General features: G+C 73.1%; 16 protein-coding genes and 1 pseudogene. 7 read left to right on the top strand and 10 right to left on the bottom strand.

What is annotated here, in order from left to right; genetic code table 11:
* The first annotated feature begins 326 nt into the window (after positions 1 to 326).
* From RAN62_RS17640 to RAN62_RS17625, 4 genes are all read left to right on the top strand, one after another.
* Positions 327 to 1,277: an SIR2 family NAD-dependent protein deacylase gene (locus RAN62_RS17640; RefSeq protein WP_305785753.1), complete on the top strand. Its 951-nt coding sequence runs from the start codon at positions 327 to 329 to the stop codon at positions 1,275 to 1,277.
* The gene (locus tag RAN62_RS17635) at positions 1,274 to 3,310 is read left to right on the top strand and encodes an nSTAND1 domain-containing NTPase (protein ID WP_369077172.1); all 2,037 of its coding nucleotides are present in this window, start codon (positions 1,274 to 1,276) and stop codon (positions 3,308 to 3,310) included. Before RAN62_RS17640 ends, RAN62_RS17635 begins: the two co-directional genes overlap by 4 nt.
* 192 nt (positions 3,311 to 3,502) lie before the next feature.
* Positions 3,503 to 4,867: an APC family permease gene (locus tag RAN62_RS17630; protein ID WP_305785751.1), complete on the top strand. Its 1,365-nt coding sequence runs from the start codon at positions 3,503 to 3,505 to the stop codon at positions 4,865 to 4,867.
* Positions 4,864 to 5,880, top strand: coding sequence for an acetamidase/formamidase family protein (locus RAN62_RS17625; protein ID WP_305785750.1), 1,017 nt, complete (start codon positions 4,864 to 4,866; stop codon positions 5,878 to 5,880). Before RAN62_RS17630 ends, RAN62_RS17625 begins: the two co-directional genes overlap by 4 nt.
* On the opposite strand, the gene RAN62_RS17620 is transcribed toward RAN62_RS17625, so the two are convergent.
* Genes RAN62_RS17620 through RAN62_RS17610 form a run of 3 tightly spaced genes read right to left on the bottom strand, consistent with a single transcriptional unit; the run spans position 5,856 to position 9,252 of the window.
* Positions 5,856 to 6,386, bottom strand: coding sequence for a GNAT family N-acetyltransferase (locus RAN62_RS17620; RefSeq protein WP_305785749.1), 531 nt, complete (start codon positions 6,384 to 6,386; stop codon positions 5,856 to 5,858). The two genes, RAN62_RS17625 and RAN62_RS17620, sit on opposite strands and share 25 nt — an antisense overlap.
* Positions 6,387 to 6,397: 11 nt before the next feature.
* Positions 6,398 to 7,396 (bottom strand): quinone oxidoreductase family protein, encoded by a 999-nt coding sequence (locus RAN62_RS17615; RefSeq protein WP_305785748.1) that lies wholly within the window; start codon positions 7,394 to 7,396, stop codon positions 6,398 to 6,400.
* Positions 7,397 to 7,434: 38 nt separating this feature from the next.
* Positions 7,435 to 9,252 carry an AMP-dependent synthetase/ligase gene (locus RAN62_RS17610; RefSeq protein WP_305785747.1) on the bottom strand — a complete coding sequence of 606 codons (1,818 nt, stop codon included), beginning with the start codon at positions 9,250 to 9,252 and terminating at the stop codon, positions 7,435 to 7,437.
* A gap of 346 nt (positions 9,253 to 9,598) precedes the next feature.
* Here RAN62_RS17610 and rho point away from each other — a divergent pair.
* A pseudogene (gene rho, locus RAN62_RS17605) lies at positions 9,599 to 10,822 on the top strand (transcription termination factor Rho); the annotation flags it as partial.
* Between the two features lie 52 nt (positions 10,823 to 10,874).
* A complete protein-coding gene (locus tag RAN62_RS17600) occupies positions 10,875 to 11,909 on the top strand; it encodes an epimerase (protein WP_305785746.1) in 1,035 nt (344 codons plus the stop codon).
* Here the strand turns inward: RAN62_RS17600 and RAN62_RS17595 are convergent.
* The 3 genes from RAN62_RS17595 to RAN62_RS17585 all read right to left on the bottom strand — a co-directional run bounded on the left by RAN62_RS17595 (position 11,840) and on the right by RAN62_RS17585 (position 15,502).
* Positions 11,840 to 12,844 (bottom strand): ThiF family adenylyltransferase, encoded by a 1,005-nt coding sequence (locus tag RAN62_RS17595; protein WP_305785745.1) that lies wholly within the window; start codon positions 12,842 to 12,844, stop codon positions 11,840 to 11,842. The genes RAN62_RS17600 and RAN62_RS17595 overlap by 70 nt on opposite strands.
* On the bottom strand, positions 12,841 to 13,404 hold the full coding sequence (locus RAN62_RS17590; RefSeq protein ID WP_305785744.1) for a GNAT family N-acetyltransferase: 564 nt from the start codon (positions 13,402 to 13,404) through the stop codon (positions 12,841 to 12,843). The genes RAN62_RS17595 and RAN62_RS17590 overlap by 4 nt, the downstream gene beginning before the upstream one ends.
* A gap of 145 nt (positions 13,405 to 13,549) precedes the next feature.
* Positions 13,550 to 15,502 carry an Hsp70 family protein gene (locus RAN62_RS17585; protein ID WP_305785743.1) on the bottom strand — a complete coding sequence of 651 codons (1,953 nt, stop codon included), beginning with the start codon at positions 15,500 to 15,502 and terminating at the stop codon, positions 13,550 to 13,552.
* Between the two features lie 84 nt (positions 15,503 to 15,586).
* Between RAN62_RS17585 and RAN62_RS41375 the strand changes: the two genes are divergently transcribed.
* Complete coding sequence (locus RAN62_RS41375; protein WP_438874513.1) at positions 15,587 to 16,045, top strand: hypothetical protein; 459 nt, start codon at positions 15,587 to 15,589, stop codon at positions 16,043 to 16,045.
* A gap of 5 nt (positions 16,046 to 16,050) precedes the next feature.
* Here the strand turns inward: RAN62_RS41375 and RAN62_RS17575 are convergent, their stop codons facing one another.
* The 4 genes from RAN62_RS17575 to RAN62_RS17560 form a co-directional block, all read right to left on the bottom strand.
* Positions 16,051 to 17,520 (bottom strand): dynamin family protein, encoded by a 1,470-nt coding sequence (locus RAN62_RS17575; protein ID WP_305785742.1) that lies wholly within the window; start codon positions 17,518 to 17,520, stop codon positions 16,051 to 16,053.
* Entirely contained in the window at positions 17,517 to 19,286 is a 1,770-nt protein-coding gene (locus tag RAN62_RS17570; protein WP_305785741.1) for a dynamin family protein, read from the bottom strand. The genes RAN62_RS17575 and RAN62_RS17570 overlap by 4 nt, the downstream gene beginning before the upstream one ends.
* Positions 19,287 to 19,389: 103 nt before the next feature.
* Positions 19,390 to 20,598: a hypothetical protein gene (locus RAN62_RS17565; RefSeq protein ID WP_305785740.1), complete on the bottom strand. Its 1,209-nt coding sequence runs from the start codon at positions 20,596 to 20,598 to the stop codon at positions 19,390 to 19,392.
* A gap of 155 nt (positions 20,599 to 20,753) precedes the next feature.
* Positions 20,754 to 22,997: a LuxR family transcriptional regulator gene (locus RAN62_RS17560; protein WP_305785739.1), complete on the bottom strand. Its 2,244-nt coding sequence runs from the start codon at positions 22,995 to 22,997 to the stop codon at positions 20,754 to 20,756.
* Positions 22,998 to 23,058 lie beyond the last annotated feature (61 nt).

Here is a 23,058-nt window from a genome sequence, read left to right as displayed (position 1 = left end):
TCGCCGTTGGTGAGAATGCTTCGGAAAATCGCATTCCACGGGGCTGACGCGCCATTATGGCGCCCGCATTCCCTCGATCACAATGGCGCCTTCCGCGCAGTTCCCGGCGTCGCGCCCCGAACAACTCCCCGCCCGCCGAGGTCGTCGGCCGCGACGTCCACCGGCGTAGCGCCGGGCGTCAACTAACCGCCACATCGGTTCTGCGCACGAGGGGTCGCTAGTAACGTCCGCCGGGACAAGGCGGTGCTCCGCCGGATTGTCGACTTCCCGCCCCGGGAAGGATCCGCCGTCGCGCCGTTGAGCCGTCCTGGTGGGGAGGGTGCGAGGTGGACACCATCGATTCCTTCGGCTTTGAGCAGGTTGCCCGGTGGCTGGCCGACGGCCAGGTCATCCCGTTCCTCGGCGCCGGTGCCTCCCGGGTCGGAGTCGACTCGGACCCCTTGCCTGACGGGCACGGCCTCGCCTCCGAGCTGCGGGAACGCATGGCGCCGTATCCCGGCGACAAGGCGGACGACCTGGCGAAAGTGGCGCAGTACTACGAGGAGTGGGCCTGGGACCGCCCGGCGCTGTACGAGTTCCTGCACGAGCGATTCCACAAGGGGCAGGTCAATGCCGCGCCGGCCCGGGTGGCCCGGATGCTCGCCTCCATACCCGCGGTCACCACGCCCCGCTTCATCGTGACCACCAACTACGACAACCACGTCGAGGACGCCTTCGCCCTGGCTCGGCGGCCGCTCTGCGTCGTGATCCAGAACATGCGGGATCCCGAGCACGGGCCCGCTCGGCTCAAGCTCGTCTACCCGGACGGCACCAAGGGTTTCGCCCAGGCCAAGACCTTCCGTCTGCAGCATCCGAAGCTCCCCGCCGGCACGACGTTCCTGTTCAAGATGCACGGCTCGGCCCACCAGGCACCCGGCAGCGACCGCGACGACGTCATCATCACCGAGAACGACTACGTCGATTTCCTCATCAACACCGGTGGCCCGGTCTCGCCGTTGTTCCCGCCCGCCGCCTTCCTGGCGCGTTTCCGCAGTTCGCGCTTCCTCTTCCTGGGCTACTCGCTGGCGGACTGGAACTTCCGCGCCTTTCTCCGGCTCCTGGTCCTGCAGAACGCGATCTCGCGAACGGATCAACTCCGCCACCTCTCCATCCAGCTGCGACCCGACGCGCTCGAGGCCAAGCTCTGGCAGAAGCGCAACGTCAAGGTCTACGACGGCGACCTGGTGAGCTTCTGCGATCGCCTCGCCAAGGCCTGGGCGCCGGAGGAGACGTCATGAAGAATCCCTTCGTGGGCCTGCGACCCTTCGAGACGCAGGACGAGGACGTCTTCTTCGGCCGGGACCAGGACGTGGCGATTCTGCAGAACCTCATCCTGGCGGTGCCCATCCTGGTGGTGTACGCGCCGAGCGGCACCGGCAAGTCCTCCCTGCTCAATGCCGGTCTCCTGCCGGTGGTGAAGAAGGATCCGCAGTACGTGCCGATCGTCATCAACGGCCCGGAGCAGGATGTGACGCGCCTCGCGGCACGGAAGTTGTCCGCCTCGGGCTGGACGGGCGGCGCTCACGCCTCCAGGGAAGGCCTTGCCGCCCTGCTCGAGCGTCACCACGAGGGGACCGGGCGACGGGCACTCCTGGTTCTGGATCAGTTCGAGGAGCGCTTCAACAACGAGCCGGATCTGGACGCGCTGTACGCGCAGCTGGCCCGTCTGGGCAACACCCGGAGCAGTGCGGCGACCGTGGTGCTGAGCCTGCGCGAGGACTACCTCGCGGGCCTCGCGGGCCTGATGGACCGGGTGAGTGGCCTGCTGGACGCCAGTTACCGGGTGTCGGACCTGTCGAGGGACGATCTCGCCGAGGCCGTGACCGGGCCCCTCGCCGCCGTGGGCGAGAGCGCCGGCATCGAGGACGGTCTCGTCGACGAGGTGCTCGACGACCTGGAGCGGGAGACGAGGTCGGACGGGATCGCGCGATCCGGGCGCATCGAGGCGGGCTATTTCCAAGTGGTGTGGTCGAGGCTCTGGGAAAGGGGCATCGGCGACGGCGGCCGGCAGATGACCCGGGCCACCTATGCGGCCGAGAACAAGGCGGCCGGAATTCTGGAGTCGTTCGTCAGCTCGATCCTCTCCGAGCTGCTGCCGCTCGAGGCGGAGATATTGTGGGCGACGCTGCGGTACATGATTCTGCCGACCGGGGCGAAGGTCCCCCTGACGGTGGACGACATCCTGGGCCAGCTCCGGGTCGTGGACTTCGCGCCCTGGGCCGCGGGGGTCTTCCGCGTCTATGGCCGTGACGATTACACCGTCGACGGGATGGTAGTGGACAGGGCCGCCGTGCGACCCCACCTGAAATCGATGCTGGACTATCTCAAGCGTACGGAGTCACCGCTGTTCCGCCGCGCCGTCCGCGGCGAGCGAACGGAATACGAGCTGGTCCATGACCTCCTGGGTCCGATTCTGCTCGATTGGCAACGACAGCACGTCCTGGCCCGGGACGCGGCGATGGCACGGATGAGGGACGAGGTCATCGGGGAGCGGGGCCGCAGCGCCTTCGGTTCCGGCCACGCGGCGATCCCGGTGGCTCGCAAGAATCTGCGACATTCCATCGCCCTGCTGGACGGCACCGGCGACTCCGCGGTCTCGGCGAACGACGTCAACGCGGCACGGATCCTCACACGGAGTGCGTCAGCCATCATCGCGGCGAGCGGCCGGCCGCCGGACGAGGAGACGCAGGATCTCCTGATCCGGCACCAGGCGGTGCTGACGAGGGTGATGCTGGCTCATCCGGACCGCGACGTCCGGGGAGCCGCCCAGCGGAACTCCTATGAGGCGTTTGCGCTCGAGCGCTTCTTCAGGGCTCAGTATTTCGATCCTCGCCCGGCCACGAAGGTGTTGGTTTGGTTCGCCGGCGCCTTGGCCGCGGCCGCGGGTCTCATTGTGGCCCGGCTCGTGCTCGACTTCGTGGGGGACCTGCCCGCCGTGCAGTACGCGCCGCTGACGCTCGGCATTGTGGTTGCCCTCGCGGCAGCGCTGCAGACTGCCGCCTACACGGAACGGTCCTCCCGGGAATACGATCGACAAGCGGCGAAACACATCCTGTGGCCCAGGAACCCGCGTCGTTCGCAAGGTTTCCCGCTGGGTGTCCGGATGTTTCTGGGCTGGCCGGCGGTGTACCTCGTCCTCACCCTGGCGGCCTACGCGGGAGCCTCCCTCTTCGCCTTGTTCGACCTGGCCCCGACGGCGGGCTTCAACCTGGCGATGCTGGTCGCCGGCTTCGTGCTCGGCGCTCTCTATGCCGTCGAGTCCGACCTGTGATGAGCAGTCCGATGCCGGATGGCCCGGGGCGGCCCTGACTGTTTCGCGCAGCCGGGCCGCCGCGGGTGGGGGCCAGCGGACGGGTTGCGGGGCGTGGCCCACGGTCCGGTCGGCGAGCCTTCCGCCGAAGATCGGGACCGGCCATACTCGCACCAGTGATGATTGTCGATCTCTGGCGGAGGGCGGACCGGCATGGGCGACGTGGAGCGTTTCGGGTACCGGCAGGAGCTGAGCCGGTCGCTGAGCTTCGGGGACCTGCTCACCTACGGGCTCATCTTCATGGTGCCGATCGCGCCGTTCGGCATCTTCGGCAGCGTATTCAGCGGCTCGGGCGGGATGGTGGCGCTCGCCTACGCGGTGGGCATGGTGGCGATGATGTTCACCGCCCTCTCGTACGCCCAGATGGTCAAGGCCTTCCCGATGGCCGGCTCGGTCTACAGCTACGCCGGCCGCGGGATCGCCCCGCCGGTCGGTTTTCTCGCGGGCTGGGTGATCCTGCTCGACTACGTCCTCGTCCCCGGTCTCCTCTATCTCGTGGCGGGCGTGGCCATGCACTCGCTCGTCCCGGGCATTCCGGTGTGGCTGTGGCTCGTGGCCTTCGTGGCGCTCAACACGGTCGTCAACTATTTCGGTATCAAAATGACCGCCCGGGTCACCAAGGTCATGCTGATCGCCGAGCTGATCGTGCTCGTCGTCTTTCTCGTCGTCGCGATCGCCGCCGTGGACGACTGGTCGTTCGCGCCGCTCTACGACGCGCATCGGTTCGAATGGTCCGTGGTGTTCGGGGCGGTGTCGATCGCGGTGTTGTCCTTCCTGGGCTTCGACGGCATCTCCATGCTCGCCGAGGAGAGCCGTGAGGAGGCGCGGACCATCGGCCGGGCGATGGTGGCGGCGCTGCTGCTGGCCGGGACCCTGTTCATCGTGCAGACGTGGGTGGCCGCTCTGCTCGTACCGGATGCGGCGGGGTTGATCGCGAACGGCGATGCCGAAGGCACCGCTTTCTACGATGCCGCGCGCGTGGCCGGCGGCGGGTGGCTCGCGACATTGACGGCCCTCGCGACGGCGATCGCCTGGGGGTTCGCCAATTCGCTCGTGGCGCAGGCGGCCACCAGCCGGCTGCTCTACGCGATGGCCCGCGACCGGCAGATGCCGCGCTTTCTGAGCCGCATCAACGACCGTCATCGCGTACCCGCCAATGCCACGCTCGTGGTCGCCGCATTGTCACTCGCGCTCGGCCTTTACATGGCGTCCCGCGACGACGGCATCTCCCTGCTCTCCACGCTCGTCAATTTCGGCGCCATGACCGCGTTTCTCGCCCTGCACGTGGCCGTGGTCGTGCACTATGTCGTCCGGAACGGCAGCCGCGACTGGTGGCGGCACCTCGTCGTGCCCGTCCTCGGCTTCGCCATTCTCCTGTACGTGGTCATCAACGCCGACATCGCCGCCCAGGTGCTCGGATTCGCGTGGCTCGGCGTGGGCATCATCGTGTTGATCAGCCTCTACGCCACCGGCCGCCGCCCCGTGCTCGCCGGGATGAACGAAGGGACCGACGCGTGACAGTCGTCAATTACCGCCCCGCACCGGACGAATTGTCGTACACCTTCGGCGGCCGGGACCCGGTGCTCGAAGTCGCCCCGGGAACCGTCGTCGAGGTGTTCACCGAGGACTGCTTCGGCGGGCGGGTGCGGACCGTGGACGATCTGCCGTCCCAGGTGTGCGAGTTCCCGTACCTCAATCCGGTCTCCGGCCCGATCGCGGTGACCGGCGCCGAGCCCGGGGACACCCTCGCGGTGCATTTCGTGTCCATCACGCCGGCCCGCGACTGGGCCGTCTCGGCGACGTTTCCGCATTTCGGCGCGCTGACCGGCACGCACGCCACGGCGACGCTGCACCCGCCGCTCGACGAGCTCGTCTGGCGCTACGACGTCGACCTCGCCGCGGGCGTCGTGCGCTATCACGCCCGGCGCGGCGACTTCCATGTCGAGCTGCCCCTCGACCCCATGCACGGTACGGCCGGAGTCGCCCCCGCCGCGTCCGAGAGCCGCATGACGATCGTCCCCGACGCGCACGGCGGCAACCTGGACACGCCGGAGCTGCGCGCCGGGGTCACCGCGTACTTCGGGGTCAACGTGCCCGGCGCGCTCTTCGCCCTCGGCGACGGCCACTGCCGCCAGGGCGACGGCGAGGTCTGCGGCACCGGGGTCGAGTCGGCCATGAACACGGTCGTCGTCCTCGACCTGATCAAGGGCGAGCCGACCCCTACGCCCCGCTTCGAGTCCGACGCGGAGCTCATGTCCGCCGGGTCGGCCCGGCCGCTCGAGGACGCGTACCGGATGAGCCAGCACGACCTCGTCACCTGGGCCGCCGGGCTGACCGGGCTGGACGTGCTCGACGCGTATCAGCTGATCAGCCAGGCCGGCCAGGCCCCCGTCGGCAACGTCTGCGACCCCAACTACACGATGCTCGCGAAGGTCGCCAAGCGCTTCCTCGGACCGGCGACGGCCTACGACGGCATCCACGACCGCCTGCGCGCCACGGCCGCCGGCTATCGGGGCAACGCGATCCAGTAACGCTTCATCCGGCCGGCCTCGGTGTCGCGGACGTCCTCGAGCTGCCCGCCGTGGCGCTCGATCGTCCGCGCCGAGGCGGTGTTCGCCTCGCGGCAGACGACGAGGACCCGCTCGAGACCGAGCCGGTGAGCCTCGCCCAGCATCTCGCCGAGCGCCCAGGAGGCGAGCCCGCGCCGCCGGGCCGCCGGACGTACGCCGTAGCCGATGTGGCCGCCGGCCTCCAACAGGTTGTCGTTCAGCTCGTGGCGCAGCGCGATCGAACCGAGCACGTCGCCGCCCTCGGCGATCCACCGGTAGCTGCAGTGCACCCAGCCCGCCGCGGGCGGTACCGCCGGGTCCTCCTGCCGGAGCAGCCCTTGCACCCAGGTGGCGAACCCGGCCGGGTCGTCGACCTCGTCTCCGGGGCGCAGTCCGGCTCCGTCCTGGTAGACGCCGCGACCCCAGTCGTCGCGGGCGGCGAGCCAGGCGGCGTGCAGGCTCGTTGTCGGTTTGATCAATTCGGGCACGCCTACGGAGGCTAGACCGCCACGCGGACGACGACCTTGCCGGGTGGGGAGTTGTCGAGGGTGGCGATCAGGTCGGGGACGTCGGCGAAGGAGCGGACGGCGCCGACCGGGGTGCGGATCTTGCGGTCGCGGGCGAGGCGGGCGAGGGCTTCCCAGGCCGCCGCGTCCTGGGCCGCGCTGTAGCCGCCCGCGTACACGCCGATCGCCGTGAGGTTGGCGAAGAGCAGGACCAGCGGGTCGATCGGGGCGGGCAGGCCGCCGGCCACGCCGACCAGGGCGATGCGGCCGTTGCGGACCAGGCCCCCCATGGCGGCCACGGCGGCCGTGCCGCCCACCGGGTCGTAGATCAGGTCGGCGCCGTGGCCGCCGGTGGCCGCGCGGATCTGGGCGGCGAGGTTGCCGGCGTGCCGGTCGAGGACGGTCTCGGCGCCGCAGCGCAGACAGAAGTCGCGGCCGCCGGGACCGCCCGTCACGGCGACGACGTGGGCGCCGAGGGCCCGGCCGAGCTGGACGGCGGTCGCGCCGGTGCTGCCCGAGGCGCCCAGCACGACCAGGTACTGGCCCTTCTCGACCGGCGCGCGGTCGACCAGGCCCGCGTACGCGGTGCGGAAGCCGACCGCGAACCCGCCCGCCTCCTCGTCGGCCATGCCGTCCGGGATGCGCATGGTGCCCTGCTCCTGCAGGTACGTGTAGTCGGCGAGCCCGCCCCAGCCCGAGTCCACGGCGGTCAGACCCAGGACCTGATCACCGATCCTGTACGCGGACCGCGGCGCCGTGGCCACGACCTCCCCGGCTGCCTCGGCGCCGAGACCGGTCGGCGGGCCGGGCAGGCCCGGGAAGTGTCCCGTGGCGATCAGCTGGTCGGGGTGGCCCGCCCCGGCCGTGCGTACCCTGATCAAAATGTGCCCGTGGCCCGGCTCCGGCCACGCCATCTCCCGCATCTGCACGACCCGCGCCGGATCCCCGTGACTCGCGACCCGCCAGGCCTTCCCCCTCACGACGGTGCTCATAGCCCCACCATGACCCCGCCGCGCCGCCGGGGCAACGATTACATGTGCTGCATGCTGTCCGCGTACATCTTGTCGATGGCGTCGGCGAAGTTCGTGGTGACGGCGGGGCGGCGGATCTTCATCGAGGGGGTCAGCTCGCCGTCCTCGGTGGTCAGGTCGCGGGGGAGGATCGTGAACTTCTTGATCGTCTCCCAGCGGTTGAGCTTCGCGTTCAGCTGCTCGACATAGCCCGCGACCAGCTTCTCCGCCTCCGGCGAGGCGACGATCTCCGCGTACGGCTTCCCGGCCAGCGGCCCGTCGGCGGCCCACTTGACGATGGCGTCCTCGTCCAGGGTGACCAGCATCGTCGCGAAGTTGCGGGAGGCGCCGACGACGATCACGTGCGACGTGTACGGGCACACGGCCTTGAACTGGTTCTCGATCGCGGCCGGGGCGATGTACTTGCCGCCCGACGTCTTGAACAGGTCCTTCTTACGATCCGTGATCGTGAGGAACCCGTCGTCGTCCAGCGTGCCGATGTCACCCGTCCGGAGGAAGCCGTCCTCGGTGAAGGCTTCCGCACTCTCCTGGGGCAGGTGGTGGTAACCGCGCATCACCGGCGCGCCGCGCAGCAGGATCTCGCCGTCGGTGTCGATGCGGCACTCGAGCCCGGAGAACGCGATCCCGACCGTGCCCGTGCGGTAGTTCGTCGGCCGGTTGACGAAGACCGCCGCGCTGGTCTCGGTCAGCCCGTAGCCCTCGAGGATCGGCAGGTTCGCCCCGGCGAAGAACTCCGAGATGTCGCGGCTCAGCGGCGCCGACCCGGAGACGAGCAGCCGGATGTTGCCGCCCAGGCGCTGCTGGAGCTTGGCGAAGACCAGGCGCTCGGCCAGCGCGTACCGGAGCTTGAGCAGGGCGGGCACCGGCTTGCGGGCCTCGATCAGCGCGGCCCGCCGCCGGCCGGTGCCGACCGCCCACTTGAAGACCGCGCGGGTGACGGCGCCGCCGCCGCGCGCGGTCAGCACGGCCGCGTTGAAGACCTTCTCGAACACGCGCGGGGCGGCGCACAGCACCGTGGGCCGCACGACCGGCAGCTTCTCGATCATCTTGTCGACCCGGCCGTCCACGTAGGTCGGCGTGCCCACGTGCACGATGCCGGAGATCAGGCACTTGCCGAACGCGTGCGACAACGGCAGCCAGAGGTACATGAGGTCGGCCGCCTGCAGGAGATCGGCCTCGCCCTGGACGACACCTTCCCAGGTCCAGCAGGCGTGGGTCAGCTCGACGCCCTTGGGCCGCCCGGTCGTGCCCGACGTGTAGATCAGCGTCGCGAGGTGCTCGGGCGTCAGGCCCTCGGCGATCTTCTCGATCAGGTCCGGGGTCTCGGCGAGCCGCGCGCGGCCCTGCTCCTGCAGCTCGGCGAGGGTCAGCTGCGGCGGTTGGGCGGCGGGGTCGGCGATGCCGTCGATGAGGACGACGTGGGTGACTTCCGTGCCGGTGACCTTGGCGGCCTGCGCCGGGTTCTCCGCGACGACGACCTTCGAGCCGGAGTCGGACACGATGAACGTGGCGTCCTCGGGCTCGGTGTTCGGGTAGACCGTCGTCGTCGCCGCGCCGGCCAGGTTGACGCCCAGGTCGGCGAGCACCCAGTCGAGCCGGGTGCCCGCGATGATCGCGACCCGGTCCTCCACGCCGACGCCGAGCCCGGCCAGCCCGGCGGCGATAGCCTTGGTCCGTTCGCCGACCTCGGCCCAGGTCAGCCAGTCCATCCCGGCGTCGTCCGCGGAGGGGGCGGCGAAGGCCCGGGCGTCCGGCGTCGCCCGCACGCGCCGGAGCAGCATGTCCGGCAGGGACCGGTACGGGGCGTCGGATGTCATCGTGGGTCTCTCCCGCCTCGGCGTCGGCGGGGGTCTCCGCCGGGAGTGCTCTGTCGATCTCCACGGTATCGGGTGGCCGGGTGACCGGCGCCACCGCGCTGCGGGTTGCGGATGCTTGCCGTCGGCGCTATCTTTCCACCAGACGTAATCCGCTGACCAGTCGCGGGCGTTCTCTTCTCTCTCGTGTCAGCCCCTTCTCGGGCTTTTCGGCTGCCTCTGCGCGCCACCGCTTCCTTCGCCGCGTGTGGCCTTCTTCGGGCCCCGCGTGCGGTCGCCCCATGCCGGGCGCTCTCCCTTCCCTCCAGGAGCTCTCATGACCGATCTCAAGGTCAACCCCACCACCACCCGCCGGCGTACGGCCGGCACCCGTCCCCGCAACCGGCAGACGCCCGCCGGTCCACCGCCGGGCGCCCCGGTCACCGACGTTCCCGTGACCGGGCTCGTCGACATCGTCTCGCCGGCGTCCGGCTCCTCGCACGCCGCTTCTTCACACGCCGGTTCCTCTCACGCAGGTTCCTCTCACGCCGGGGGCAAGGCGTGGATCCGGGCCGACGGCTATCTGCCCGGGCCCGCCGACGTCGCTGTTCCCCTGCGGCAGCTCAGCCGGCTCGGTCTGCGCCGGGGCGACCACGTCACCGGCACCCTGCACGCGTCCGGCGCGCTGAGCGTCACGGCGGTCAACGGCAAGGATCCGCAGACACACCGCCCCGACTTCGCGGACCTCACCGTCGTCCACCCGCACGAGCGGCTGCGGCTCGGCTCCGCCGACGATCTCACCGCCCGGATCACCGATCTGGTCATGCCGATCGGCAAGGGGCAGCGCGCCCTGATCGTCGCGCCGCCCAAGGCGGGCAAGACCATGGTGCTCGCGTCGATCGCGAACGCCGTCGCCCGCGCCCACCCCGAGTGCCACATCATGATGCTGCTCGTCGACGAACGGCCCGAGGAGGTGACCGACCTGAGCCGCTCGGTGCGCGGAGAGGTCGTCGCCGCCACCTTCGACCGGCCGCCGGCCGAGCACACCGCCGTCGCCGAGCTGGCGATCGAGCGGGCCAAGCGGCTCGTCGAGGACGGGCGGGACGTGGTCGTGCTGCTCGACTCGCTGACCCGGCTCGGCCGGGCGTACAACCTGGTGGCCCCCGGCCGCGGCCGCACCCTCTCCGGCGGCCTGGACTCGACCGCCCTCTATCCGCCGAAGCGGCTGCTCGGCGCGGCCCGCGCGATCGAGGGCGGCGGCTCGCTGACCATCATCGCCACCACGCTCGTCGACACCGGCTCGGCCCTCGACGGCGTCATCTTCGAGGAGCTCAAGGGCACGGGCAACGCCGAGCTGCGCCTCGACCGCGGCCTCGCCGAGGCGCGCGTCTTCCCGGCGATCGACATCACCACCTCCGGCACCCGCCACGACGAGCTGCTGATGGGCCCGGCCGAGCTGGCCGTCGTCCACCGCCTCCGCCGCGCCCTCGCCGGCCAGGAGCGCCGCCCCGCCCTCCAGCGCCTGCTCGGCCAGCTCGCCGGCACCCCGGCCAACACCGACTTCCTCCGTCAGATCGCCGCTGCCCTCCCGTGAGCCGCTTGCTACAGTGCATTTGAGCGATCGCTCAAATCGGGAGGCGGCGGCTGTGAAGATCGTGATTCCAGGGGGTACGGGACAGGTCGGCGGCGTGCTGCGGCGGGCGCTCGTGGCGCGGGGCGACGAGGTCACGGTGCTCAGCCGGCGGCCCGAGCGGCTCGAGCCGGGCGTGCGGCACGTGGTCTGGGACGGGCGTACGCCGGGGGCCTGGGTCGCCGAGCTCGACGGGGCCGACGCGGTGATCAATCTGGCCGGGCGGTCGGTCAGTTGCCGCTACACCGACGCGAACCTGCGGCAGATGATGAGCTCGCGGATCGACTCGACCCGGGCCGTGGGCGAGGCGATCGCGTCCGTCGGCCGGACCGGCCGGGCGCCGCGGGTGTGGCTGCAGATGAGCACGGCGACGATCTACGCGGACGCGCGCAGCCGGGGCGACGACCGGTCGCACGACGAGGCGACCGGGATCATCGGCGGTGAGGAGCCCGGCGTGCCGCTCTACTGGGAGTACAGCGTGCGCATCGCCCGCCGGTGGGAGCAGGCCCAGGCCGCCGCGGACACACCGCACACCCGGCGGGTGGCGCTCCGGGCGGCCATGGTCATGACGCCGGACAAGGGCGGCGTCTTCGACTATCTGTCGTGGATGGCCCGGCTCGGCCTCGGCGGTGCCGTCGCCGGCGGTGAGCAGTACGTGTCGTGGATCCACGGCGACGACTTCGTCCGGGCGGTGTGCTTCCTGCTCGAACGGGACGACCTCGGCGGCCCGGTCAATCTGGCCGCCCCCGAGCCGGTGCCGCAGCGCGACTTGATGCGCTCGCTGCGCCGGGCGTGGAAGCGGCCGGTCGGGCTGCCCGCCACGCGGTTCATGGCGGAGATCGGCGCCCTGGTCCTGCGGACCGACACTGAGCTGCTGCTGAAGAGTCGCCGCGTCACGCCGGGCCGGCTGATCGGCGCGGGGTTCCGGTTCGACTACCCGGCCTGGGACGCGGCCGCCGCGGACCTGGTGGCCCGCCATGCTCATTCTCGGTCAGGGTCCGGCAGTTCGCCCCGGCCGTCGGCGACCAGCTCCGCCAGGTCGACCCGGTAGCGGCCCGACTCGGTGTGCTCGCCCAGCAGGATCCGGCGCGCGGTGTCGGCGACCAGCGCGGCGCCCAGGGCCACCCCGGAGGCGAGCTGCGGCCACCCGCTCAGCGTGACGCCGATCCGGGGCAGGGAGGCGGCCATGCGTACGCTCAGCTGCTTCTTGTCCACGATGGCCGGCACGTCGGCTGGATCCGGGCCGATCAGGCCGTGCAGGAGCGGCCGGTCCGGTTCGCGGTCGAAGCGCTCCACGTCGAGCAGGCCCCGGTCGTTGGTCTCCATGAGCACCGGGACGCGCAGAGCCCGGGCGCGCTCGCGGACGAGCACCTTGAGCGCCAGGTCGTCGCACTCCTCGACGACGAGATCGAGCCCGTCCAGGAACTCGTCGACCCGGTCGGCGCGCAGGCCCTCCCGGTAAAGCTCCACGCCGAGCCACGGGTCGATGCCGGCGAGCTCGCGGGCGGCCAGCACGGTCTTCTCGACGCCCAGGTCGGCGACCCCGGCCCGGAGCCGGTTGAGGTTGGACAGGCTCAGCCGGTCGTGGTCGGCCAGCCGGAACGTGCCGCCGATCCCCCCCAGGGCGAGCGTGATCGCGGCCATGTTGCCGACCGAGAGGCCGATGACGCCGATGCGCGCCCCGGCCAGCCGCCGTTGCTCCGCCGGCGTGATCTTGTCGCGGTTGCGGTCGGCCCGGACCTCGCGGAACTCGTCGCGCGGCAGCAGATGGACCAGGCGCCGGCTCCACGGGTAGTACACCCAGGTGCCGTGGCGGGCAGGGGCCGGGCAGTGGTCGGCGACCAGGCGGTTCCGCTCCGCGACGGTCGCCGCGGGGTGGCGTACGTGGATCAGCTCGTGCAGTTGATCGTGCAGGGTGTCGTGGACGTCGCCGGGCCGGTCGGGGCGGCCGTGCGCCGCGTCGTGCAGTTCTGGTTGGCCATTCATGCCGGCGCCAGCTGGTGGTCGATCAGCGTGTGCAGCTCGGCCAGCCGGGAGCGCACCGGCGCCGGCACGTCGCGGGGGTCGCCGGCGAGGACGCAGAGGGTGTCGGCCAGCTCCGGTGCGTCCCGCCGCCCGTACTCGGCGCGCAGCCGGAGGCCGATGGCGAGCGCGAGACGATGCTGGTTCTGGCGGGTGCCGGCCGTGCACCACATGAGCCGCCGCCCGAGCAGCCGAGCCAGCGCGACGGTGCCGAGCACCAGATCGAGCCCCAGCCGCCGCCCGCGCCACTCCGGCGCGACGACCAGCCGGGCGATCTCCACCACCGCCGAGTCGTCGAGCCCGCGTTCGGCGAGCAGACGCGCGGAGAGCTCCGGGCTCCAGCTCCGGACGGCGCTCACGCTCAGCGCTTCGACCGGCCCGACGCTGACACACCCGGCGATCGCGGGCCCGTTCCGCACGATCAAGTGGTACGCGTCCGGGTCGGCCGGGTGTGGGTCGGTGCGCGAGGCGAAGGCGGGCCGGAACCCGTCGCCCCCGAGCACCTCCCCCCGGAAGCGGCTCACCTCGGCCACCACCTCGCCGGCCGGCCGGTGGACCTCCAGTCTCAGGACACCGCGCCCGTCCGGAGCGAGTGCGCGTGCTTCGCAGCTCTTCATCGGCAGTGCCCTCCTCGGCGGTGGGCCGGCGGTCGGCGTCGTCTCGGCGAGGTCATCGGCGGTCGATGGGGAGGCAGTTGCCGGTGGTGTAGGTGCCGGCGGCGTCGCGGACGAGGGTGTGGTCGGCTCGGGCGATGCGGGCGCAGACCTTGGGGGCGTCGGCGATGGTGCGGGTGAAGCGGCCGCTGCCGGTGTCGAGGACCGACTTGGTGCGGGCCTCGTCGTAGTAGGCGCCGCGGCGGCTTTCGGGGGCTTGGGCGCCCATCAGGTCGTCGGGCGGGTCGTCGCCCTCGCTGCCGAAGAGGTGCAGGTGGAAGCCGCCGGTGGCGTCGGGGTCGGAGCCGCCGAAGTCGGTGTCGTACTCGACGGTGAAGGTGCCGTCGGCGATGGTCGCCTTGGTGATGCACACCCAGCGGCGGTTGCTCTTGAGCTCGTCGGTGCACTGTTCGTCGGCGGGACCCGTGGCGGCTTCGGCGGTGCTCGGGCTCGCGCCGGGGGCCAGGCCGGCGGCGGTGCCGGCGGGGGTGCCGCGGTTGTCGCGGTCGTACTGGGCGTAGGCGATGCCGCCCGCGACGGCCAGCACGGCGATCGCGGCGCCGGCGGCCACCAGCAGACGGCGGCGGCGGGTCCGGCGGGCGCCGGCCTGGGCTGCGGCGTGCTCCGAGGGCTTTCCGCCAAGGGTGGGAGGCGGGGCGGCGGAGGGTTCGGCGGGGGAGCGCCTGGCGGCGAATCGCCGGGGCGGCTTGATGGTTTCCGGCGCCGGTGGCGTGGGCGCCCGGGTGGCCGGCGTCGGCACCGAGGGCCGGGCGGCGGCGGAAGGAGAGACGGGCGAGGAGGCGAGGGAGGGCACGGACGCCACCCCCGCCGCCACGACGGCCGGCTTGATCTTGCGGGTGACCGGCGACGGGGCCGTGGCGCGGCCGGACGCCGGGACGGGGGCGGCCGGCTCGGACACCTGGGCGCCGGCCAGCGTCGCCGCGCCGAGGGCCACCGCGTGTTTCGGGTGCGCGTCCACCGCCACCGGGCAGCCGAGCTCCGAGCTCACCAGCTGCGCCACCACCGGCATCCGGGACGAGCCGCCGACGAGCAGCACCGAGTGCAGCTCCTCCGGGGACGTGTCGGCCGAGCGGACGGCCCGCCGGAGTGCCTCGATCGAGCCGTGCAGCGCCGGGCGTACCATCTCCTCCAGTTCGGAGCGGGTGAGCCGCACCTCGGTGACCGTGCCGGGGAGCAGCACCGGGATCGTGGTGTCGGTGTCCGCGGAGAGCGCCTCCTTGGCCTGGACGCACTCGTCGCGCAGCCGGGCGACGGCGGTGATCGCGGCCGGGTCGTCCTCGTCGAGCTCCTCCAGTTTGCCGCCGAGCGCCACGCGCACGTGCTGGAGCACGGCCGCGTCGAAGTCGGCGCCGCCGAGCCGCTCGATGCCCTCGGGGCGGCCGAGGATCTCGAAGCGGACCCCGGTGCGGCGCAGGACCGCGGCGTCGAAGGTGCCGCCGCCCAGGTCGTACACGGCGAGGGTGGCTCCCGGCTCGACCCCGTGCGACGACGCCGCGGCCGCCTCGGGCTCGGTCGTCCACAGCACCGGGCCGGTCAGGCCGGCCTGATCCACGGCCTGGCGCATCAGGTCGATCTTGTAGCGGCCCCACGTCGCGGGGTACGTCACGCAGGTCGCCGCCGGCGGAGCTCCCGACAGCTCGGTCACCTGGCCCAGCACCGCCCGGATCAGCTCGGCGGTCAGCGCCTCGGCGGTCTGCGGCACGCCGCCGAGCAGGAACGGCGTCGAGTCGCCGAGCCTCCGCTTGAACTCGCGGGCGACGCGGTGCGGTTCCAGCAGCGCCCGGCGGTGGGCGGCCTCGCCGGTGAGGAACGTGCCGTCCTCGCGCAGCAGCACCACCGACGGGACGGCCGCGGTCCGGCTGCCGAGCGGGACGATCTCCGCGTGCCCGTCCCGCCACACGGCCGCGGCGGTGAAGGTGGTGCCCAGGTCCAGGCCGAGTGCGTACATGCCGATCACTCCAGGAGAGGCGTGGGGGTGGCCCGGGGGATTTCCCCGGTACGGTCCGGGCGCGGATGCTCATAGGGTGGGCTCATGACTGCTCGCCCCCTCCGCGACGTGTTCGCCGAGCTGAGCGCGCGTGGCGCGGCCGGTGATCCGGGCGAGCTGCTGAGCGCCGCCGGCCACCCCGGCCTGCCCGACGAGCTCGTCGCCGAGGCGGTGGGCAGCTATGCGGACACGGCGCCGCCCGAGATCGCCGAGCATCTGGCGCCCTACACCTCCGGGGCCGACCCGGACTGGCTCGGCCTGCTGGCCACGGCGCCGGCCCCGGCGGTGGAGGAGCCCGCGGAGGAGAGCTTCGACTTCGGGGCGGGAGCGGCCCCGGCGCCCGTGGCGGACGAGGAGGTGACCGAGCTCGCCGGGGACGTACCGGTCGCCTGGGACGAGCCCGGCGGCGACGAGCCCCCGCCACCGGACGCGCCCGCCGCCGCGTGGGACGACGACGTGGACGAGCCGTGGGCGGAGCCGGACGACGACGACCTGCCGGACTGAGCAGGTCATCGGGTCCGCTCCAGCCGGGCCAGCAGCCCCTCGCACGAGCGCACCGCGACCGTGGCGGCGACGCTCATCTCGTACCTGGTCAGGGGGTTCTCCGCGCGGCGCTGCCAGCGCTCGAGGGCCGCAGCCGCCGTCCGCGCCTGGTCCGCGGGCCCGGCGTCCGGGGGCAGGCCGAGCCGCTCGCACGGGGAGCCGCCCGCGCCGCCGATCAGCCGTTCCAGCTCGGCGGTGACGTCCGGCCTGCCGGTGATCCAGCCCGCCCGCAGGCTCGACAGCACGCGCAGCTCGTTGAACGGGTGCGCCGAGGCGAGCAGCTCCTCCACCTCCGCGGCCACCGCGTCGCCGCCCGGCCGCACGTACGCCCGGGTGGTTTCGGCCAGCGCGAGCAGCGCGGACCGGCACTTGAGCACGTCGCGGCGTTCCAGGAAGAGCGAGCCGATGATCTCGCGGAGCTGGGTGAGCCCGCTGCGCTCGGCCAGCTCGCGGGACAGCCCGGTGGCGGTGGTCGCGACCTGGCGGCGGAGCAGCGTGCTGGTCAGCCGTACGCCGAAGAGGCCGAACCGGCCCAGCAGGGCCTCGCGTTCCAGGGTGGTCAGCCCGACCTCGGGCATCGTGTTGACGAACCGGTCGGCCGACAGCAGCAGGTCCTCGGCCTCGCGCACGGGCAGCGCGGCGATCCGGCGCAGCCGGGCGACCTCCACCTCGGTCAGGGTCACGGCCGTCTCGGCCAGCAACCCCGCCACCGGTACGACCGACTGCACCAGCCGCCGCACGTTGGCATCGGTCCCCAGCCGGGCCGCGATCCGGCGCGCCGAGGCCATCGAGTCCAGCCGCCCCACCCCGATCTCGTCGGCCCGCGACAGCACCCCGATCGCGTTCACCGGGCTCGGCCGGGCCACCTCGGTGTCGTGGAAGGCGCGCAGGAACTCGACGTCGCCCGCGTGCAGGTGCCGCAGCAGGTAGACGACCGCGTCCGCCGGCGTCTCCTCGTCGTCGGGCACGAGCAGGTCCCACGTGCGCGCGACGGTCCGCTCGGACAGCGAGCCGATGCCCGGGGTGTCGATCAGCGTGACCGTACGCAGCGCCCGGGCCGGCCACGTCACGACCAGCTGCCCGACGTCCTCCGCCGCCAGCCCGCCCAGGTCGACGTCGATGACCCCGTCCTCCCGGGTGAACCGCAGCGGCCGGGGCGGCCCTTGGAGGGGCAGCGCGCGCACCTGATAGGCGGTCCCGTCCTGGTACCACGTGACGATCCGCGTGCACTCGCCCGTGCCGGTCGGGGCCAGCCGCTCCCCGACGAGCGCGTTGAGCAGCGTGGACTTGCCCGCCTTGACCCGCCCGGCGAGGGCCACCCGCAGCGGCGCGTCGAGACGCTCGCGCATCCCGGCCAGCCGCCCGCCCAGCTCGGTGCCCCGGTAGACGTCGACGGCCTGGTCGAGCACGGTCCGCGTCCGGTCGAGCAGGCTCATCCCAGCACCGCCAGCGCGCGCTCCCGCAGCCGCCGGACCCGGGCCAGCTCGGCGTCCACGTCCTTGAGCCGCTGGTCCCGGTCGCTGCGACCGCGGGTCGCCGCCTCGGACGCGCTGGCCAGCGCCTGCGCGTTGGAGCGGTTGAGCTCCTCGGCCAGCCCGCTGTAGTGGTCGCGCAGCTGCCGCTGGACCCGGCGCAGCGTGTCGCGCGAGTCCTTGCCGGCCACGAAGGTGACCTCGTCGCAGTAGCGCCGGACCGCGTTGCGGGCCTCGGCGCGGCGCCGCTGCAGCTGCCGTTTCTTCTCCTCGCGCAGCCCGCGATGCCCCATGACCAGGCCGATCCCGATGCCGATGGGGCCCAGGGACACGCCGACCAGGCTGCCCAGGATGATGAACATCAGGGCCCCGCCGTACGCGTTCTTCAGCGCGACCATGGCCTGCTTGGCGACCCGCATCCGGGCCAGGTCGATCTTGTGCTCGAAGCCGTCGACGGTGGCGAGCCGCGCGGGGTCGTCCACGGCGAGCCGTTCGAGCAGCCCGCCCGAGGCCTGGAGGAAGTGCGTGCCGACGCGCTCGCTCAGCTCGGTCGCGCGTACGCGGAGCAGGTCGTAGTTGGTCAGCAGCTCGTCGGCCAGCCGGGACCGCAGCCAGGGCTCCATCTCGGGCCAGGTGTCGGCGGGGTCGGCGGCCTCGATCTCGGTGTCCGCCTCGGCGAGGACGGCCCGGACCCGGGTCCGCAGGTCGTGGTCGATGTCGGCCATGAGGTCGGACACCCCGTCGGTGAGCGTCTGGTTCCACTTGGCGGCCGCGCTCTTGAGCGCCTCCACCTGCGCCTTCGCCGCGGTGAGCTCGGCCACGACGCGCTGGGCGGCCGCGGGGTCGGCCAGCGCCGCGCGCTCGGCCGAGAAGTGGGCGTCCAGCTGGTCGCACAGGCCGGCCACCTCCGCCACCGCCCCGGCCGCCAGCCGGTCGGCCGCGGACCCGCCGATCCGCTCGGTCAGGAACGCGACCAGCTCGGTGAAGCCGGACTCGGCGTTCAGCGCGGCGTCGTTGACCTTGATCGCGCGCGAGCGCAGCGCGGAGGACACCGGCAGCAGGGGCATCGGGCAGTGCTCGGCGAGGTGCTGCTCGTCCAGCTCCCGGACCCGCCGCCACGCCGGATAGAAATCGGTCTTGGTGAGGACGCAGATGACGACCTCGCACAGAGCCCGGGCCCGCCGCAGGAACTCGACCTCGCTGCCGGTGAGCTCCTGCGCGGCGCCGGTCACGAAGATCACCGCGTCAGCCATCGACACGGCGGCCAGGCTGGCGGCGGCGTGCGGCGAGGACAGCCCGCCGACCCCCGGCGTGTCCACGAGCACCAGCCCGCCGGCCAGCAGCTTGCGCGGGATCCGAACCTCGACGCCGGTGACCCGGGCCTCCCGGGTGCCCTCCACCACGTACTTGCCCACGTCGGCCAGGGGGATCGGGTCGCGGCCGGTGTCGGCCAGCAGGATCGCCTCGGGTTTCTCGCCGTGGCGCACATAGGTCGGCAGGGCCGTGGCCACGTCGTCGTCCACGGTGCAGACGTTCGCGCCGACCAGGGCGTTGACCAGGCTGCTCTTGCCCTGCTTGAACTCGCCGGCCACGACCACGTGCGTGACGGGATCGGCCAGGGCGGTGCGGGCGGCGGCGAGCCGGGCCGCCGCGTCGGGGCGGTCGTAGGCCGTACAGGCCTGCAGGCCCAGATCGACCAGGGCGACCGCCTGGCTCGCGGACTCGGTCACGGCTCACTCCTCTCGCCGTACGCGCCGGGTGCCGTCCCGGCGGCGGGGTCGTTCCGCCGCCGCCGGGACCCTCCGTTCGCACCCGGACCGCCGGTACGGCTGCTCAACCGGCGACGATCGTGGTGTCGTCACCGCTCTCGACGGTGTCGTCGTCGGACGTCCGGATGTCGGTGTCGACGTCGACGCGGGTGTCGTTGTCGCTGATCGACGTGTCGTTGTCGTTGACCGTCGTGGTGTCGTTGTCCTCCACCGTGGTCACGGTCGTGTCGTTGTCGTTCACCGTCGTGTCGTTGTCGTTGATCGTCGTGTCGTCGTCGGAGAAGCTGCCGCGCGCGTCGCCGGTGCCGGAGATCGCCGACCCCTGGGAGGCGGTGTTGCCCGACACGTTGGTGGCATCGCCGTCGCCGAAGGACACGGCGCTGTCGTCGATCTCGGCGTCCGGCAAGTTGGTGACGTCGCCGCCGCCGAAGTTGATGACCGACTCGTCGGCGCTGCCGTCCACCTGGGCGGTCTGGTTGCCGTCGCCGACCACGGCGTCGTCGAGCTCGTCGGCCACGATGCCGGTGTTGACGCCGGTGTTGACCGCGCCCGACAGGTCGTCGCCGACCTGCACGGCGCCGTCGCCGGTGTTGGCCTGCCCGAAGTTCGAGCCGCCGATGATCTGCGAGCCGTCCCCGCCGGCCGAGGTGAGGTTGCCGCCCACCGCGGTGGAGCCGGTGCCGGTCGCCGCGACGGCGTCGCCGGGGCCGCTCTCGGCCACGGCCCGGTCGCCGGTGGCGGCGTTGACGTCGCCGTCGCCGGTGCCGGCCACGGCGCCGTCGCCGGACACGTCGACGTTGGTGTTCTTGTTGTCGATGTCCAGGCCGCCGAAGACGTTGCCGTCCACGTCGACGTCGAGGCTGTTGTCGGTCACCTTGGTGAAGCTGAGGTCGAGGTTCTGCGTGATGTAGTCGTCGCCCTCGTACGTGGCGTAGGTGACGTAGTTGAGGTGCTGGGCGACGTGCTCGACCGACTGCGTGCCGGTCGCGGCGGGCGGGGGCGACGAGTGCCCGCCGCTGCCTCCGCTGTGCCCGCCGCTGCCGCCGCCGCTGGTGTAGCTTTGCAGGGCCTCACGGGTGCCCTCGGAGACGCCCGGGCCGGCGGCGGCCAGCGCGGTGACCTCGGGCACGTCGACCTCGGACAGGTCGCAGTCGGTGACGCCCTCGGCGGTCAGCGTGCCCGAGGGGTCCTCGGCGTACTTCGCGGCGAAGTCGCGGTCGGTCAGCAGGTTGGTGATGAAGTCCTTCAGGGCTTGGGTGGCGTCCACGGTCATGGTCTCTCCTCGCTCGGTGTGCGTCAGGTTCACCCGGACACCGCACCAGCGTGCGACCCGCGGCCCGGTCCGGGCATCGGGGTGTCCCCCCTGGTGTAGAAGCCGTCATGGGGGGTGTCACAGCCTCGTGTCGTTGATCCGCCTCGCAGTCCAGCTCAACGGGTGAGGATCTCGCGCAGGACGGCCAGCATCTCCGCCCGGGTGGTGGTGCCGAGCTTGACCCGGATGCGGGCGACGTGGTGCTCGACCGTCTTCGGCGCGATGTAGAGCTGGGCGCCGATCTCGCGGTGGGTGCTGCCCGCGAGCACCAGGCGGGCGACGGCGAGCTCCCGGTCGGAGAGCCCGGCGTCGCCGGTCGCGGTGGCGGCGCGGTCCGGCTCGGCCAGCTCCCGGGCCCGCTCCAGCAGGTGCCGGGCGGCGACCGCGTCACTCGTACGCACGGCGGCCTGGCCCGCCAGCCGGGACGCCTCCCACGGCAGCTCCGCGGCGTGCAGCTCCTCGGTGACCGCCACCGTCGCGGCGGGGTCGACGTCCCCGGCCAGCACCCCGGCCCACAGCTCGGCGGCGGCGCACTGGGCCCGTGGCCGGGCGGCGCCGGTCACCACGGTGGACAACTGTCCCGCCACCTTGGCCGCCGCGTCCGCGTCCTCGGTCACCACCGCCATGTGCAGCCGGATCCAGCCGAGCGCCACCGACCACGCGGGCGGCCGGCCGAGCCGTGTCACGATCGCCTCCAGCAGCTCGAGCACCGGCTCGGCCCGGCCCGGGCGGCGCAGGCGGGCCGCGGCCACGGCGAGCTCCTCGATCGCCTCCAGCTGCCACAGGTCGGCCGTGCGGCGGGCCAGCAGCGGCTCGGCGCCGGTCCAGGCCTCGCGCAGCCCGGCGATGTCCCCGCGCCGCCGGGCGATCCCCGCCGCGACGGCCGCCCGCAGCAGCCGCTCGCGCCCCGGCTGCTCGGCCCCGGGCCGCCGGCTGAGCTCGGCCAGCGCGGTGTCGTAGCGGCCGGCGCGCATCCGGGCCCAGGCCAGGAGCAGCCGGTGCCGCTCCGCGAAGACCGGACCGCCGGCGTCACCGCTCCGGCGCAGCAGGTCCTCCGCCGTGGCCACGTCGCCGGCGGTCACGGCGACGACGGCGGCGAGTGCGTGCGGGGTGTCCGGCAGGACGAGGGCGGGCGGGCGGCGCTCGTACTCCTCGGCCGCCTCGATCAGCATCGGCAGGGCGGCTTCCGGGTCGCCGGCCGCGCGGGCACCCTCCGCGAGCCGGAGCAGAGCCGTCGGGGCCTGCGCGGTGGGCGTGGGCACCTGCCCCAGACCCACCTGCGACGGTACGGCCAGGACGGTCCCGGGTCCGGCCGCGCTGAGCAGCAGCTCGGCGGCCCGGGCGGAGCGCCCGTGGTGGGCGGCGACCGCGCCCTCGACCAGGGCGAGCCGGTCCGCGTCCACCCCGGCCTGGTCCGTCTCGATCGGCAGACCCAGCAGGGCGCTCGCCTCCGCCCGCCCCGCCGCCACGGTCGCCGGTTCCGCCCCGGCGTCCACGGCGTCGTCGAACCAGCCGAGCGCGCCCGCCGGATCGTCGAAGCGCAGCCGCTCGCCCGCCTCCCGATAGACCGTCGCGGCGACCGGCGTGACCGCGCGGGCCGCCCGGAGCTGCGTGGCCGCGGTGACGGGGTCGGCCCGGGCCGCCAGGAGGGCCCGCGCGACCGCGTCGTGGAGTCGCCGGCGCTCGGCGGCGGGGAGCTCGGCGAGCACCGCCACGGCCACCGCCGGGATCATCCGGTCGCCGTCCGGCACGAGCAGACCCTCGTCGCGCAGGATCCGCAGCGCGGTGGCCACCTCGGCCTTGCTCGCTTCGGCCAGGACGTGGTCGGGGAGGTCCAGTTCCAGGGCCAGCATCCGGGCAACCGTGACGATGGGCGGGTCGAGGGCGGCGAAACGCCGTTGCACCCGGGCCAGCAGCGCCGGCGCCGGCGTGTCCGGGGGTGCGGCGGCGACCGCGGCGGCGACTGCGGGCAGTCCCGCCGAGGCTGCGAGCACGGCCGCGGCCACCGCGGGCGACACCGGGCGGCCGGTGATCGTGGCGACGAGCCGGGCGACGCCGTCGGGGCCGAGCGGGGCCAGGATCTCCACCCCGCCCGCCGCGGCGGCTTCGTCGAGCTCGGCCAGCTCCGGCTGCTGGATCGTCGGCCGCCGCGCCATGGCCAGGTCTTCTCCGGCTCGGGCGGCGGCGGTCAGCTCTCGCAGGGCGGTGGCGTCGAGGCGGTGGGCGTCGTCCACGAGGATCAGCCGGCCCGGCGGGCCGGTGAGCGCGGTGGGCCACCACGCGGGCGCGGCGGCGTCGGCGGCGAGCTCGCGCAGTCGATGCGTACGCCCGGCGCCGTCCACCCCGACGACGACTACCACCCGGCCAGTGGAGCACGCGGGGGAGCGGGACGAAACCCGTCGGCCTGCCATTCCCGGGCCC

Origin of the sequence: Symbioplanes lichenis (assembly GCF_030709675.1) — a bacterium.
Lineage (GTDB): Bacteria > Actinomycetota > Actinomycetes > Mycobacteriales > Micromonosporaceae > Actinoplanes > Actinoplanes lichenis.
The sequence above is the reverse complement of the archived record's forward strand: the minus strand, read 5'-3'. Positions and strand labels throughout refer to the sequence as shown.